The 14,950-nt window shown below is 65.3% G+C and carries 13 protein-coding genes; 12 read left to right on the forward strand and 1 reads right to left on the reverse strand.

The features are described 5' to 3' along the window. Positions 1-347 precede the first annotated feature (347 nt). From CXQ96_RS16205 to CXQ96_RS16235, 7 genes are all read left to right on the forward strand, one after another. Positions 348-1,085 (forward strand): AAA family ATPase, encoded by a 738-nt coding sequence (locus CXQ96_RS16205; protein ID WP_104119038.1) that lies wholly within the window; start codon positions 348-350, stop codon positions 1,083-1,085. Positions 1,086-1,105: 20 nt separating this feature from the next. Then, positions 1,106-2,716: a CotH kinase family protein gene (locus CXQ96_RS16210; protein ID WP_104119039.1), complete on the forward strand. Its 1,611-nt coding sequence runs from the start codon at positions 1,106-1,108 to the stop codon at positions 2,714-2,716. Between the two features lie 405 nt (positions 2,717-3,121). After that, the gene (locus tag CXQ96_RS16215) at positions 3,122-4,120 is read left to right on the forward strand and encodes a phosphodiester glycosidase family protein (protein ID WP_104119040.1); all 999 of its coding nucleotides are present in this window, start codon (positions 3,122-3,124) and stop codon (positions 4,118-4,120) included. A 9-nt stretch (positions 4,121-4,129) separates the two neighbouring features. Further along, positions 4,130-5,287, forward strand: coding sequence for a bifunctional glycosyltransferase family 2/GtrA family protein (locus tag CXQ96_RS16220; protein ID WP_104119041.1), 1,158 nt, complete (start codon positions 4,130-4,132; stop codon positions 5,285-5,287). Positions 5,288-5,399: 112 nt separating this feature from the next. Next, on the forward strand, positions 5,400-6,146 hold the full coding sequence (locus tag CXQ96_RS16225; protein WP_104119042.1) for a DUF4956 domain-containing protein: 747 nt from the start codon (positions 5,400-5,402) through the stop codon (positions 6,144-6,146). Beyond that, positions 6,143-6,922, forward strand: a complete 780-nt coding sequence (locus tag CXQ96_RS16230; RefSeq protein ID WP_104119043.1) for a polyphosphate polymerase domain-containing protein — start codon at positions 6,143-6,145, stop codon at positions 6,920-6,922. The genes CXQ96_RS16225 and CXQ96_RS16230 overlap by 4 nt, the downstream gene beginning before the upstream one ends. 66 nt (positions 6,923-6,988) lie before the next feature. After that, positions 6,989-8,620: a carbohydrate-binding domain-containing protein gene (locus CXQ96_RS16235; RefSeq protein ID WP_104119044.1), complete on the forward strand. Its 1,632-nt coding sequence runs from the start codon at positions 6,989-6,991 to the stop codon at positions 8,618-8,620. A 280-nt stretch (positions 8,621-8,900) separates the two neighbouring features. Here the strand turns inward: CXQ96_RS16235 and CXQ96_RS16240 are convergent, their stop codons facing one another. After that, positions 8,901-9,107 (reverse strand): hypothetical protein, encoded by a 207-nt coding sequence (locus CXQ96_RS16240; protein WP_104119045.1) that lies wholly within the window; start codon positions 9,105-9,107, stop codon positions 8,901-8,903. A gap of 306 nt (positions 9,108-9,413) precedes the next feature. Here CXQ96_RS16240 and CXQ96_RS16245 point away from each other — a divergent pair, with 306 nt between their 5' ends. From CXQ96_RS16245 to CXQ96_RS16265, 5 genes are all read left to right on the forward strand, one after another. Continuing rightward, entirely contained in the window at positions 9,414-10,448 is a 1,035-nt protein-coding gene (locus CXQ96_RS16245; RefSeq protein ID WP_104119046.1) for a PhoH family protein, read from the forward strand. Then, positions 10,445-10,918 carry an rRNA maturation RNase YbeY gene (gene ybeY, locus CXQ96_RS16250; RefSeq protein ID WP_104119047.1) on the forward strand — a complete coding sequence of 158 codons (474 nt, stop codon included), beginning with the start codon at positions 10,445-10,447 and terminating at the stop codon, positions 10,916-10,918. The genes CXQ96_RS16245 and ybeY overlap by 4 nt, the downstream gene beginning before the upstream one ends. After that, a complete protein-coding gene (locus CXQ96_RS16255) occupies positions 10,915-12,225 on the forward strand; it encodes a hemolysin family protein (RefSeq protein ID WP_104119048.1) in 1,311 nt (436 codons plus the stop codon). The genes ybeY and CXQ96_RS16255 overlap by 4 nt, the downstream gene beginning before the upstream one ends. Then, positions 12,212-13,141 carry a GTPase Era gene (era, locus tag CXQ96_RS16260; protein WP_104119049.1) on the forward strand — a complete coding sequence of 310 codons (930 nt, stop codon included), beginning with the start codon at positions 12,212-12,214 and terminating at the stop codon, positions 13,139-13,141. The genes CXQ96_RS16255 and era overlap by 14 nt, the downstream gene beginning before the upstream one ends. A gap of 201 nt (positions 13,142-13,342) precedes the next feature. After that, positions 13,343-14,893 carry an LCP family protein gene (locus CXQ96_RS16265; protein WP_104119050.1) on the forward strand — a complete coding sequence of 517 codons (1,551 nt, stop codon included), beginning with the start codon at positions 13,343-13,345 and terminating at the stop codon, positions 14,891-14,893. Positions 14,894-14,950: the final 57 nt, after the last annotated feature.

Genomic DNA, 14,950 nt, shown 5'->3' on the forward strand with positions numbered 1-14,950 from the left:
AGTCGACTGCCTCGCCTGGCAGTGTCTCTGCCCTTAATCCAAGCCGAAGGTTTCACGCGTCGAGTGGGCGGCGGGGGGGGGGGGGGGGGGGGGGGGGGGGGCGGGGGGGGGGGCGACACCGCCGTTCCGCCGGCACAAGTACTGCCAACAGCACAGAGCTCGGTCTCGCGATCGTTCAGGCACTCGTCGAGGCGAACGGCGGGCGCATAAGCGTGACCAAAGAGCCCGGCCGCACGCAGTACCGCGTAGACCTGCCCATGACGCGCGGTACGCCCAGTGGGTCTTTTCACAGCACGGTCACATCTGGGGCGAAGAGCACCCATAGGGTCCGCCCGTAGAACTTGAGTATGACCTTCCCAGCAAGTCGCCGCTTCATCTCCCGCTCGGACGTCGGCTCAACCAATGCTCTCGTCGTCGTCCTCCTGGGTATCGACGGAGCCGGCAAGACCACGGCGTCGCACGCCCTCGGTAGGCTCCTCGCACCGTCTACGCCGACTCTTGTTCTCGCCAATTGCTCAGGGCGCCGCACCATGACGGCGTGGTTCGAGGGGACGGGCGTCTCCGTGCCGCCGCGGCTGCTGGACCTCGCGGAATCGATCGTCCGGTCGGCCAATACGGTAGCGAACCACGTTAGGGCCCGGAGGTTCGACGGCGTCGTCATCATGGACCGGCACCTGTACTGCCAGCAGGCGTTGCGCACGGCCCGGGGACTTGGGCGTGGCCGTGTCCTTGCGGCGCTGACCCGGGTGCTTCCCGCCCCTGACACCGTGGTGTTCCTTGATGTCGCACCCGAGGAGGCCCACCGGCGGATAACGGCGCGCGGAACCGACGCCGAGAGCCTTGAGGACCTGCGTGCCTACCGGGACGGCTACCTCTCACTGCCCGAGTACACCGGATTCCACAGGGTGGCCGCGGACGCGCCCCTACTGGCCGTCCTCGATGATCTCGAGGATCTCATCAGTGACCTCCGACGCGGTGCAATAACGGCTCGACGTATAGCTCGGGCGAGCGGACACACATCCCTGACCGCGGCCAGGCACAGCCGCGGCACAGCAACCCTTACAAGGATTGAACTGAACCACTAGCTACCATCCAGAAGGACGCCATGCCCCGCCCACCGCTCGTACTGTCCACCGCAGCGATCGCCGCCGCCCTCTTACTTGCAGGGTGCAGCGCGATCGACACCGCCGACGTCGCCGCCGTCACCAGCGAGGCCAGCACGGTCACGGCACTGACCAGCGGCTCCACCTTGTTTACTGACAGCTCCCATACGGTCAGCATCGAGTGGGACGAAGCCGAGTACAACGCCATGATCGACGCCTACGGGACCGACGGGTCGAAGGACTGGATCCACGCCACGATCACCATCGACGGCACGGTGCTCGAGGACGTCGGAGTCCGGTTGAAGGGCAATTCCACGCTTCGTGGACTCGAAGCTGCCGGTGGCATGGGTGGGCCCGGTGGGACAGCCTCTGATGTGTCTGCCGAGGATCCGCAGACCTTGCCTTTGCTCGTGGACTTTGACAAGTACGTCGAGGGTCAGGAGTACGAGGGCCTGACCCAGCTGGCGATTAGGCCGGGCAGCCCCGTGGTCAACGAGGCCCTGGCACTTGCCCTCACCGCAGCCTCGGGCCAGGCCAGCCAGCGGTACGCATACACCACGTACTCCGTGAACGGCAGCGCCACCGAGACCCGGTTGGTCATTGAGAATCCCGACGAGGCCTACGGCGACGATCTGTTCACCCACAGTGTTCTGTTCAAGGCCGACGCCGAGTCGAGGTTCACCTATCAGGGCGATGATCTCGCCACATACGAGGAGCAGTTCAAGCAGCTCAATGCGGAAGACGCCGCGGACTTCCAGCCGATCGTGGACTTCCTTCAGTGGATGGAGGGCGCCATCGACGAGGAGTTCGACGCGGGCCTCGCCGACTGGGTGGATGTCGATTCTTTTGCTCGGTACGCGGCCACAATGAACTTGCTGGTCAACGGCGACGACATGGCAGGACCCGGCCAGAACTACTACCTGCGTTATGACCTCGAAACCGAGAAAATTTCGGTCGTGGCCTGGGACCTCAATGGAGCCATGACAGGGGACGCATCACTGTCACCGGATGAGCAGGCAACCATCGGCGGCAGGGGTGGCGGCATGGATGGCGGTATGGATGGCGGTATGGGTGGCCCGGGTGGAGTACGCCCCAACGACAGCGCCACCGATGAAGCATTGCCTTCGGATGCACCGTCTAGTGACACCACCAGCGACGCCACTAGTGATGCGGCCGGTGATATGACCATGGAGGTGTTGTCCGCTACGACGGTCGTGAAGCAGGATGACGCGTCACAGCCCGGTGGTGGGTTGATTGCTCCGGGCTCGGGTACGTCACCGGCGGCTCCCGGCGCGGGCGGGCAGGATGGCGCAGCCCCGGCGTTCCCCGGGGGGCCCGACGGAGGCGCAGGCGGTATGGGGATGATGGGCGGGAACCAGCTGAAGGAGCGATTCCTTGCATCGGATGCCTTCGCCGAAGCCTACGACTCCGCCTACGCGGAGCTGTACGAGCAGCTGTATGCCAGCGGTACTGCCACGGACCTGCTGGAGGACATTGCCTCCTCCATACCGGTGAGCGACGCTCTGACGCAGGAGGACATCGACCAGCAGGTGAACGACCTCAGCGCTTTCATCGCGGAGCGCACTGAGGCGCTGGCAGACGACGTCGGCTAACGAGTAGCCCGGGCGTCCGGAGACAGGGAACTTCTGTCTCCGGACGTTTGTCGTGGCGCGCCTTCTCCGGAAGTGACCTGGTCCTGCTGCTGGAATCGCTGAGGAGCGCCCTTGGAAACACCAGGCACGTGGGGGTTCGCCGCCGTGGCTGGCGCCGGAGCACCCTATGATTCATGACGTTCGGCGGCAAACCGGCTACCTCGACCCCTCGTACGCACGCCCTTGTGCTGCGGCGGGTTCTCGACACATCAAGCGCCGCCAGCGAGCCCTTTCGCACCGGGCGCTCCCTCACCGGGGCCCTCCCTCACCGTGTGCACACCCCTCCGATAGTTGGTCGCCAGACCTCACAGCCCCGACACAAGAAGGGCACACACCAGCCATAGGGCCACTCCGTAGAACAGGAGTATGCCAACACATAGTCAGCCCCGCACGCCGGGTCGCTTACGCACATCGATCCTCGCCTCGTCCCTTGCCGTAACCCTCGCTGCCGGCGGGACAACGGCCTGGGCGCTGGACCGATTCGTCGTCGAAAAGGTCGAGATCTCCAACGTGTCCGAGTACGAGGCGGAACAGACAGCATCAACTGCCACCGCGACCGATACCGCGACCGATACGGCTTCCACCACGGACGCCGCTTCGGAAGTGGCCACCACATTGACGGACACGTCATATACCTCGGCGGACAGCAGCATCGAGATCTCCACGGTGGTCACGGGCTCCGGTGGTGAGACCGTCACCTACTACGTGGCCGACGTCGAACTCACCGACGCGACGACGCTCCGCTCAGCGTTCGCCGAGGACAGCTTCGGCGAGAACATTACCGAGACCACCTCTGCGATCGCCGAGGCTCACGGCGCGATTTTCGCCATCAACGGCGACTACTACGGCTTCCGCGACACCGGGATCGTCATCCGCAACGGCGTCGTTTACCGCGACGACGGAGCACGGCAGGGCCTGGCCTTCTACACGGACGGCACGGTCGAGATCTACGACGAGACGACCACTACGGCCGAGGAACTCCTGGCGGACGGTGTCTGGAACACCCTCTCCTTCGGCCCGTCGCTCCTGGAGGACGGGGAGGTCGTTGCAGGCATTGAGGACGTCGAGGTGGACACCAACGTCGGGAACCACTCCATCCAGGGCGAGCAGCCTCGGACCGCCGTTGGTGTGATCGACGAGAACCACCTGGTGTTCGTCGTCGTCGATGGTCGTTCCGACGGCTATAGCGACGGTGTCACGATGACTGAGCTTGCGGGAATCATGCAGGGACTCGGAGCGACCACCGCGTACAACATCGACGGCGGAGGTTCCTCCACCATGTACTTCGACGGCGAGCTGGTGAACAACCCGCTCGGCAAGGGCGAGGAACGCGGCACCTCCGACATCCTCTACATCGGGCAGTAGGGCATCGCCGTGATCATCCTCATCCCTGCCTACCAACCCGATGGTGCTCTACCACGACTCGTAGCCGACCTGCTTGCCACTGACCGTCGCCTGATGATCCTCGTGATCGATGATGGCAGCGGTCCAAGCTTCACGCAGCTGTTCAACGACACATGCCGGGCCGGTGCCACCGTCATCGGGTATCCCACCAACAGGGGGAAGGGACAGGCCCTCAAGACCGGCTTCAGCTATGTGGAGCGCCACCACCCGGGGGAGGGCGTGGTCTGCGCCGACAGCGACGGGCAGCACGCCGTGCCGGACATTCTTCGTGTGGCCGCTCAGGTGGAGTCCACGGCAGGAGCCCAGCACAGCGTCGGTTCGACCATGGTGCTGGGGGAGCGCGCCTTCGACGGCAGCGTGCCGGCCCGTAGCCGCCTCGGGAACGCACTCACGAGCACCCTGTTCCGGCATGTCGCAGGTGTCCGCCTGCACGACACGCAGACAGGGCTCCGAGGGTATCCCGCGGCGATGCTTCCGTGGCTGCAGTCGGTACGGGGTGACCGTTACGAGTACGAGCTGAATCTGCTGCTGCAGGCCGGGCGAGCGGGTCAGCGGATCGACAGCGTCCGGATCTCGACCATCTACCTCGCGGGGAACAGCTCGTCGCACTTTCGGCCCCTTGTGGATTCAGCCCGGATCTATGCTCCGCTGTTCAGGTTCTCCCTGTCCTCTTTGATCGCGTTCGGGATTGACCTCGCAGCCTTCGTGGTCCTCCATTTCCTGTCCAGTTCCCTGCTCGTGGCTGTCATCGGAGCACGCATCATCAGCTCGTCCATCAACTTTCTCAGCAACCGTCGCCTCGTTTTTGCTGAAGGTCGGCATAAGTCCCTGCCCTCGGCGGCGTTGCAGTACTTCACGCTCGTCGTCGCCCTACTCGCCGCGAACTACACGGGGATCTTCCTGCTCACCAATGCCGGTGTCCCGGAGGTGGTGGCGAAGGTCCTGACCGAAGTCCTCCTCTTCACTGTGAGCTTCACCGTGCAACGGCGCTTCCTGTCCGCTGCACAGACAGCCGACCGTTCCGCGGCACCGCTTGTCCCCTCCCCGCCGCTTGTCCCCGTCCTGCCAGCTGTTCAGACAGCTGTTGAAACGGAGCCTGCACCAGTTCAAAGCCGTGGCACCGCCTGAAGCACAACCGGACCGCAGCTCTTATGCGGGGCTATGTCCTGGCACAGCCCCGACACAGGGTGCGGCAGGACCGTATAAGAAGAACATTCATCCACGTCCTGGAGAACATCTCATGAACATCCTGATCCTCATCGCCGCCGACCTGCTGGCGATCACCCTCCTGACCTTCGGCCTGTACCTTCGACGTCACCGCCGCCGCGACCTCGTGGTTTCCTACCTGGGCATGAACGTCGGAGTCCTCGCGGTGGCCACGGCCCTCTCAGGCTCGGCAGCCGGTGTTGGTCTGGGCTTGGGATTGTTCGGTGTCCTGTCGATCATTCGGCTCCGCTCCACGGAGCTGGCCCAGCACGAGGTGGCCTACTACTTCTCGGCCCTCGCGCTCGGGCTCATCGCGGGCCTCGGCGCAGAACCGTTGTGGCTCCCCCTCGCACTCATGGCACTGATCCTCACGGTCATGTTCATCGGTGACCACTCGCGGGTGCTGCCCGGATACCGGCACCAGATCGTCATCCTCGACCGGGCCATTAGCAACGAGACCCTACTCCGTGCACGCCTGGCAGAGGTCCTTGACGCCCGTATCCACTCCGCAACCGTGTCCGAACTGGACCTCGTGAACGACAAAACTACCGTGGAGGTCCGCTACGAAACGACCCCCGCAGGCACCCAGGCGGTATCTGTCCCGGCGACGCGATCAATTACTACTGAGCCCGACAAGGCAGCAGGCACCACCTACTACACCGACCTTGTGGAGATAACACCCGCCGAAGATCCAGCGAACGTTCCGCCGCACGTCCCCGTATTTCCGCAGAATCGGCACAGCGCGGCCGGCAGCGGGCACCAGACGACGAGGGTGTCATGACCACCAAAGTCTTTGGAGGACTGGGAGCCCGACCCACGGTCAGCCTCGAAGAGCTCAACAGTGCAGCCGCCCTGCAAACCCGGATGGACCGCAAATACATAGTCGGAGCGCGTCTCGCCGCCGATGCCATCGGATCCTTCAACGCCGATGTCCGCGTCCTCGAGATGCTCGGTCAGCGCTCCTTTACCTACGACTCCGTCTACTTCGACACCCCGAACCTGGACAGCTACCTGCTCGCCGCCCACGGCAGGCGCCGCCGCTACAAGATCCGCACCCGCACCTACGTCGACAGCGGCATCAGCTTCCTCGAGGTGAAGACCGAAGGGGCACGCGCGGCCACCGTGAAGGAACGCATCCCCTACGCACTGTCTGACAGCCACCACCTCACCCCCGAGGGTCTCGCCTACATCAACGACACTCTCGCCTGCTCCATCGGCTGCATGCCCTCAGGCGCCCTGAAGCCCGTGATCGAGACACGGTACCGCCGCATCACGCTCTACCTGCCCGAGTCGGAGAGCAGAGCGACCATCGATCTCGGCGTCACCTGGCGGAAGCCCGGTGGGCAGGCCCACGAGCTCGACGGCGCGGTCATCATCGAGACGAAATCGGGTCACGCGGCTGGTGCTCTCGATCGCCACCTTTGGGCCTTCGGCATCCGGCCGAGCCGGATCTCGAAGTTCGCGACCGGTATGGCGGCCCTCGACCCAACGCTTCCTGCCAACCGGTGGCACCGAACGGTGTCCACCTCGCTGCCTCTTCGCCCCCTTTCCCTCTGACTCAACGCGTCAGCCTTTCCCCTGACTTCCGCTCCCGCCTTCCGCTCCGACCCACAAGGATCTCCCATGCGCATCTTTTCCCGCACCTCCCCCCACAATGTGGCCCTCAAAACCTCCGTAGCCGCTCTCGCCCTCGCCCTCTCCCTTGCAGGCTGCAGCTCGGGAACCACCACGAACGCCAGTACCACCACACAGAGCACCACGACGACGGAAGCGGCTTCCGAAGCAACCGCAACCGACAACACAGCAACTGATACGGAAAGCGACACGACGGACGCGACCGCAGTCGTCGCCGCCGATGCCACGGCCATCACCGAGGACAGCCACTACGACGCGGACGACCTCACCTGGGATCCGGCGGAGGAGGTGGGTGTGACCCTCGCCGACGGCGCGACCAGCGCAGGAAGTGATGGTGTCACCGTCGACGGTGACACCATCACCATCACCTCAGCCGGGTCCTACCGACTGTCCGGCAACCTCACCAACGGCCAGGTCGTCGTCGCCGCGGGGGAGGAGGACGTGGTCCGCATCATCCTCGACGGCGTCGAAATCACCAGCAGCACCGGATCCCCCTTCGTCGTCACCAGTGCCAACGAGGCGCTGGTGTACCTCGACAACGGCAGCACCAACATCCTGACTGACGCCGAGAGCTACGAGGACACCGGCACGGACGCGCCGAATGCGGCCCTGTACTCGATGGCCGACCTCACCATCGCCGGCGCCGGAGCCCTCACCGTCAACGGCAATACCAACAACGGCATCGTCTCCAAGGACGGACTCGTCCTCGCCGCAGGCGACGTCACCGTCGAGGCCGTGGACGACGGCATCGAAGGCAAGGACTACATCGCCCTGCTCGGCGGCGCCTACGCCGTGACAGCCGGCGGCGACGGCGTGAAGGCGACCAACGAGGACGAAGACGGCCGAGGCTGGTTCACCGTCTATGGAGGCGAGCTTGTCGTCTCCTCCGGCGACGACGGCGTCAAGGCCGCCACCACCCTCACCGTCAATGCAGGAACGGTGAAGGTCACCGACTCGGTCGAAGGTGCAGAGGCGCAGCACATCACCGTCAACGGAGGTGCGGTCTACGTGACCTCGAGCGACGACGGCGTCAACGCGTCAGGCGGTTCGTCTGGAACCACCAGTGGCGGAGGCGGCATGGGCGGCGGTTCGATGGCCGCCGGCGACTACACGGTCAGCGTGACCGGCGGAACCCTCACCATCGACTCGGAGGGCGATGGCCTGGACTCCAATGGCGACGCGAGCATCACCGGAGGCACCGTCGTCGTGAACGGGCCGACGGGCCAAGGCAACGGCGCACTCGACGTGAACGGCGAGCTGACCGTCGACGGCGGGACAGTCGCCGCAGCGGGCAGCGCCGGCATGGCCGTCGCCCCCGGTTCGTCGTCGACGCAATCGGGTGTGCAGCTCACCTTCGCCTCAACGGTCCCGGCCGGTACCGCGATCCAGATCGCGTCCGCGGACGGCACCGTCGTGGGGTCTTTCGTAGCGAGCAAGGACATGGCATCCCTCGTCTTTTCCTCGGCAGCAATCACCGAGGGTGAGACCTACACCGTCTACACCGGCGGCACCACGGCCGCCACGGAGGGTATTACCGAGGGCACCTTGGACGGGGCGGAGGAACTTGGGACCGTTACGGCTGGCGAGTACACCACGTCAGAAGGACCCGGAGGTCGCTGACGAACTCCACAAGCTGGAAGCAAAGTGAGGATTTCTTCACCGAGCATTCCAGCGCGACGACAGCTCGTCCACGTCCGCACCCCGGGACGTGGATGAGCGTTCAACTTGTCCCTCTCTTGTTGTGCAACAACGCTGGTAGGAGCTGCGCACATCCATGGCCCACTCAAGGCGACTAACCCCTGTCGGTGACGGTGGTGGGTGTGTGCAGGCGGGCCCTTGGTTTCTGCTGTCCAGGTGCGTGTGGGACAAGCAGCGGACCGTGTGCACATGTGGTCAGGCGTTAGTTATCGTCTTTGCTGCGTCGTCCACTTCGCGCTCCGACCAAAAGGAGGGCGAGCAGCTGAAGAAGGGCGACGATGAGGACCTGTTCAGCGGTCAGCGTTACGTGCGTCGTCCAGAAAAGCAACGGCGGAGAGGTGACGATGCCGAGGATGGCCACAATCTTCAACAGGAGACCTGCGCGCTGCCCAGGCAGCTTGACTGCCACAGCTCCTTTGTACTGCTGGTACTTCTCGACCTCAAACTTGAACTCAGCATCCGACGTAGGTTCCTCAAAGGATGCCGGGGTAGTAGGGACAGGGTTGTAAGAGTCTGCCCGGGTTGCCGGGGAATCAAGGCTCTTTCCCTCAGATGACGAAGCGGGGCATGGCGTAACATTGTCAACGCCCGCCCTTGATGGTGTGGCCTGCCAGTGCAGAGCAGGACGGCTCGGGCAGTGGAAGCGGGGCAGCACCACGTCATCATTGGGACGACTACTCGAACGAGGGGCGATCGAAGGCCGGACGGCCGATCTATGAGCGAATCTTCAACAGGCATCAACGCAGCAGGACTGGACACGAGGACGTTCGTGTTCGATTCGACCGAACAGATGGTGCAGGCACTCGGCTCCAACGACGAAGCCCTCCGTCTGATCGAGGACTCCTTCCCCGGCATCGGCCTCCAGGCCAGGGGCAACGAGCTGTCCATCACGGGACCCTCTGCCGACGTTCTTCGCACCGAGCGGCTCATCGGCGAGATCCAGACGATGGCGAGCAACAACGCGACCGTCTCGCCCCAGGTCCTGGAGCAGTTGGTCACCATGCTCAAGACGCAGAGCGCGGCCCGCCCGTCCGAGGTTCTGTCCGTCAACATCCTGACGTCGCGCGGAAAGACCATCCGGCCGAAGACGCTCAACCAGAGCACGTACGTCGACTCGATCGACCGGAACACCATCGTGTTCGGCATCGGACCCGCCGGTACGGGCAAGACCTACCTCGCCATGGCCAAGGCGGTCCAGGCGTTGCAGCACAAGGAGGTCAACAGGATCATCCTCACTCGGCCGGCGGTCGAGGCGGGGGAGCGCCTGGGATTCCTGCCCGGTACCCTCAACGACAAGATCGACCCTTACCTGAGGCCCCTGTACGACGCGCTGCACGACATGATGGATCCTGATTCCATTCCACGGCTGATGGCAGCCGGGACGATCGAGGTGGCGCCGCTGGCCTACATGCGAGGGCGAACCCTGAACGACGCATTCATCATCCTCGACGAAGCGCAGAACACCACTCCGGAACAGATGAAGATGTTCCTCACGCGTCTGGGGTTCGGATCGAAGATGGTCGTGACAGGCGACGTGACGCAGGTGGACCTTCCGAACGGCACGAGTTCCGGGCTCCGGATCGTCAGTGAGATCCTGCGGGACGTCGACGACGTGTACTTCAGCGAGCTCGACGCGACCGACGTCGTCCGGCACCGCCTCGTCGGTGACATCGTCAGCGCCTACAGCGCCTGGGACGAGGAGCAGCGTGCCGGCCAGTCCCGCTCCGGCCGGCCCGTGGCGGCACGATGAGCGTCGAGGTCAACAACGAGTCAGGGTACGACGTCGACGAGGAGTCCCTCGTCCGTCTTGCCAACTTCCTGTTCGAGTCCCTGTTCGTCCATCCCGAGGCCGAACTGTCGATCATCCTGGTGGACACCGCCGCCATGGAGAAGCTCCACGTCGAATGGATGGACGAGCCCGGGCCCACGGACGTGCTCTCCTTCCCGATGGACGAGTTGCGGCCCGGCACCCCTGGCCGTGTCACCCCCGCCGGGCTTCTCGGGGACATCGTCCTGTGCCCCGAGGTCGCCGCGTCCCAGGGTGCGGCAGCGGGTCACAGCACGGATGACGAGCTTCTCCTCCTGACCACTCACGGCGTCCTGCATCTCCTCGGATTCGACCATGCGGAGCCCGAGGAGGAGAAGGAGATGTTCGGCCTTCAGCGCCAGCTCCTCTCCGACTTCCTCGGCGGCAACGCACCCCGGGAGACTCGCGCTTGACCATCTGGCTCCTCGGGCTCATGGGGTTGCTGTTCGCCCTCACTGCTGCCCTCGTCACCGCTGCGGAAGCAGCATTCAGCTATCTGCCGCGACAGGAGGGCGAGGCCCTCGTCCAGGGGTCGCGCACGTCATCGCTGCGGCGGATCCTGGGCGCACCCGTCGCCCACATGCATGCGCTGCGTTTCTGGCGGGTGTGGTTCGAGATGGCCGGAGCCGTCGCCGTCGCCATCCTGTTCCACGATCTGCTGGACAGCGTCTGGCTGGCGGGGCTCCTGGCCACGGCCGTGATGGCAGCGATCGGTTTCGTGATCGTCGGGGTGTCCCCGCGACAACTCGGACGTACCCATGCTGCCGCCGTCGTCCGCCTGACCGCCGGACTGGTGGCGTTCCTCTGCGCCGTGCTGGGCCCGATCCCGCGCTGGCTCGTGCGGATCGGCAGCGCGATCACTCCGGGTGCCGCGCGCGACGAAGCCGCTTTCTTCACCCAGGAGGAGTTCCGCGAGCTTCTCTCGCGCGCCTCGGACGCCGAGATGATCGAGGACAACGAGGCGGAGCTGATCCATTCCGTGTTCGAGCTCGGCGACACGAAGGTGCGCTCGGTCATGGTGCCGCGCACCGACATGGTGACGATCGAGTCCGGCTCCACGCTGAACCAGGCGATGTCGCTGTTCCTGCGCTCGGGCTACTCGAGGATCCCCGTGATCGGTGAGAGCTCGGACGACATCAAGGGGCTGCTGTATCTGAAGGACGTCGTCGCCAATCTGCACGGCCGTCCGGCGTCGAACCTCTCGCGTCCCGTCGATGCCGACTGCAGGCCGGCACGGTACGTTCCCGAATCGAAGCCCGTGGGCGACCTGCTGCGGGAGCTCCAGCGCGAGTCCACCCATGTCGCCATCGTCATCGACGAGTACGGGGGCACAGCCGGACTGGTCACGCTCGAGGACCTCATCGAAGAGATCGTGGGAGAGATCGTCGACGAGTACGACTCCGAGGTTCCGGAGCAGGAGCAGCTCGCCGACGGCGAGTACCGCGTGAGCGCGCGGATGGGGATCGACGATCTCGGCGAGTTGTTCGGACTGGACCTGGAGGACGAGGAGGTGGACACGGTGGGCGGTCTGCTCGCCAAGACCCTCGGAAGGGTGCCGATCGTCGGTTCGGAGGTCACAATTGACGGTATCGGCCTGCGCGCTGAGCGCGTGGAGGGCCGACGCAACAGGGTGTCCCACGTCATCGCGTACCGGCTGCCACCCGAGCACACAGAGCACGACGAACGAGAGACGATTGAGGCTGACAATGAGCGACGCTAAGCACAGGGCCGGGTTCGTCTCGCTGGTCGGACGCCCGAACGCGGGCAAGTCGACCCTGACCAACGCGCTGGTGGGGCAGAAGGTCGCGATCACGTCCGCCAAGCCGCAGACGACCCGCCATACCATCCGTGGCATCGTCAACCGCGAGGACTCGCAGATCGTCCTCGTGGACACCCCGGGCCTGCACCGCCCGCGCACACTCCTCGGGCAGCGGCTCAACGATCTCGTCGCAGACACCCTCGCAGAGGTCGATGCCGTGGGCTTCTGCCTGCCGGCCAACGAGAAGATCGGGCCCGGTGACCGCTTCATCGCCGAGCAACTCGCGCGGCTCAACCGCAAGCCACTGATCGCCGTGGTCACCAAGACCGACCTCGTGGACCGGCAAGCGCTCACCGAGCAGCTCCTCGCGGTTTCGAGACTGGGCACCGAGGTCGCCGGTGCCGACGGCTGGGCGGACATCGTGCCGGTGTCGGCCGCCGACGGTTTCCAGGTCGATACTGTCGCTCAGGTCTTCAGTGAGCACATGCCCGAATCTCCCGTGCTCTACCCCGGTGGCGAGCTCACGGACGAACCCGAGGCCGTCATGGTGGCCGAGCTCGTCCGCGAGGCCGCCCTCGAGGGAGTGCGCGACGAACTGCCGCACTCGCTCGCCGTCGTCGTCGAGGAGATGATCCCGCGCGAGGGACGCAGCGAGGACAATCCCATGCTCGACGTCCATGTGAATCTCTACGTCGAGAGGCCGTCGCAGAAGGCGATCATCATAGGCAAGGGAGGCGCCAGGCTCAGGGAGGTGGGCACGAACGCGCGCCGCGGAATCGAGGCGCTGCTCGGAACCCGGATCTACCTCGACCTGCACGTCAAGGTGGCGAAGGATTGGCAGCGCGACCCCAAGCAGCTCGTGAAGCTCGGCTTCTGACGGGCACTACTTCTGCAGGCCACTCGTTGGGAACGGGGAAGTGCGACCCTTGGTGTGCGCGATCTCCGTCCGGACAGTCGGCACGCCGAATCGGGACCTGGGCCCAGTGATCCGCAGCGGAGCCGCCCGACGAGCGACACCGATAGCCGCCTGACCGGCGGCGCACATCCACCCTGACCATCCACCTGAAGGAGCCCGGGCATGACCCGCCGATTGTCACGCGAGGGCGCAGCCCGTGCCAGCGTCGCCGAGGAGGCACCCTCGGGACCGTCCGGAGGTGCCGACCGGGGCGGCCGGCACCTGGGGTCTGGTGGGCGACACCGTGGGCTGAAGCTGACTGCCATCCTGATGGCCTCGGTGCTGGTGGCTGCCGTGGCCTTCGTGGCTGTACAGGTCCTCCGGCTGCAGGCGAACGTGCAGACGATGCCGTTGAACCTCGCTGAGGGTCAGGAATCCGGCCTTCCCGTCGACTCGAGCACCGATCCGCTGCAGATACTGGTCCTCGGAACGGATACGAGGACGGGCAACACGGGGGCATTCTTCGGCGACGAGAGCGAATCAGCCGGCGAGGGGAACTCGGATGTCATGATGCTCGTGACGCTCTCGGCAGACCGCGAGAACGTCACGGTCGTCTCCTTCCCGCGCGACCTGCTGGCGCCTCTGCCCCGCTGCGTCAATCCCGAGACGGGCGACGTCTCGGACGCCGTGGAGCTCGGCCAGCTGAACGGCGCGCTGGGGGAGGGCGGTCCGGGATGCACGGTCGCCGCGATCAACGACATCACGGGTCTTTCGGTCGACCACTTCATGATGGCCGATTTCAACGCCGTGAAGGAACTGTCATCCACCCTCGGGGGTGTCGAGGTCTGTGTGGACCAGCCGGTGAACGACGAATACTCCGGACTGGTGCTGCCTGCCGGGACCAGCGAGGTCGCCGGTGACCAGGCGCTCGCCTTCCTGCGGACGCGCCACAGCTTCGGGGATGGGGGCGACACCGGCCGGATCGCGGCCCAGCAGTCGTTTATGGCCTCGATGGCTCGCAAGGTCCAAGCCGAGGGAACCCTGACGAACCTTCCGAAGCTCTATGCCATCGCCGATGTGATCACGCGCAACCTCACCGTCGACAAGGGACTGTCCCAACCCACGGAACTGCTGAAGATCGCCGACCGGATGAAGAACGTGGACCTCGGCAACATCGCCTTCGTGACGGTACCCACCGTTCCCTGGGTCGAGGACCCCAACCGCCTCGTCCTCGACGAGGAAGCCGCCGAGCCCCTGTTCGAGGCACTGCGTGAGGACCGCGGGCTCACCCAGGAGACACCCGCGCCCACACCGACGCCGGGCACATCCACTGCCTCGCCATCGACGCCCGCCACTCCTGAAGCTCCCGCCATCGATCCTGCATCGGTTCCCGTCCTCGTCATCAACGCGACGACGGATACGACACGTGCGGCCGAGATGGTGCAGCTCCTCGTCCAGGCCGGGTATTCACAGGCGGCCCCGTTCGAGTCGATGCCGGTCGAGACCTCGCAGATATTCTTCGGCACCGGTTACGACGGCGCTGCCGCCGATCTTGCCGCGCGTCTCGGGGTCCCCGAGAGCGAGGTCCTGTTCGACGAGACCGCTGTCGGGATCGAGCTCCTCGTCGGAGCCGACCTGGCCACCGGGTCGAAGGTCGTCATCCCGCCGCTCGGCGCCGACCTCGAGGGCCAGACCGCCGATCAGGTCACCTGCCAGGCGTCGTCCGGCTTCTGAGTGTCAGCGGACGGGACGAGCTGAATGCCCGGCGTTTGCCGCTGCCGACGCCCGGCA

The organism is Arthrobacter sp. B1805 (genome assembly GCF_002929745.1).
In the GTDB taxonomy this organism is placed as follows: Bacteria; Actinomycetota; Actinomycetes; order Actinomycetales; family Micrococcaceae; genus Arthrobacter_D.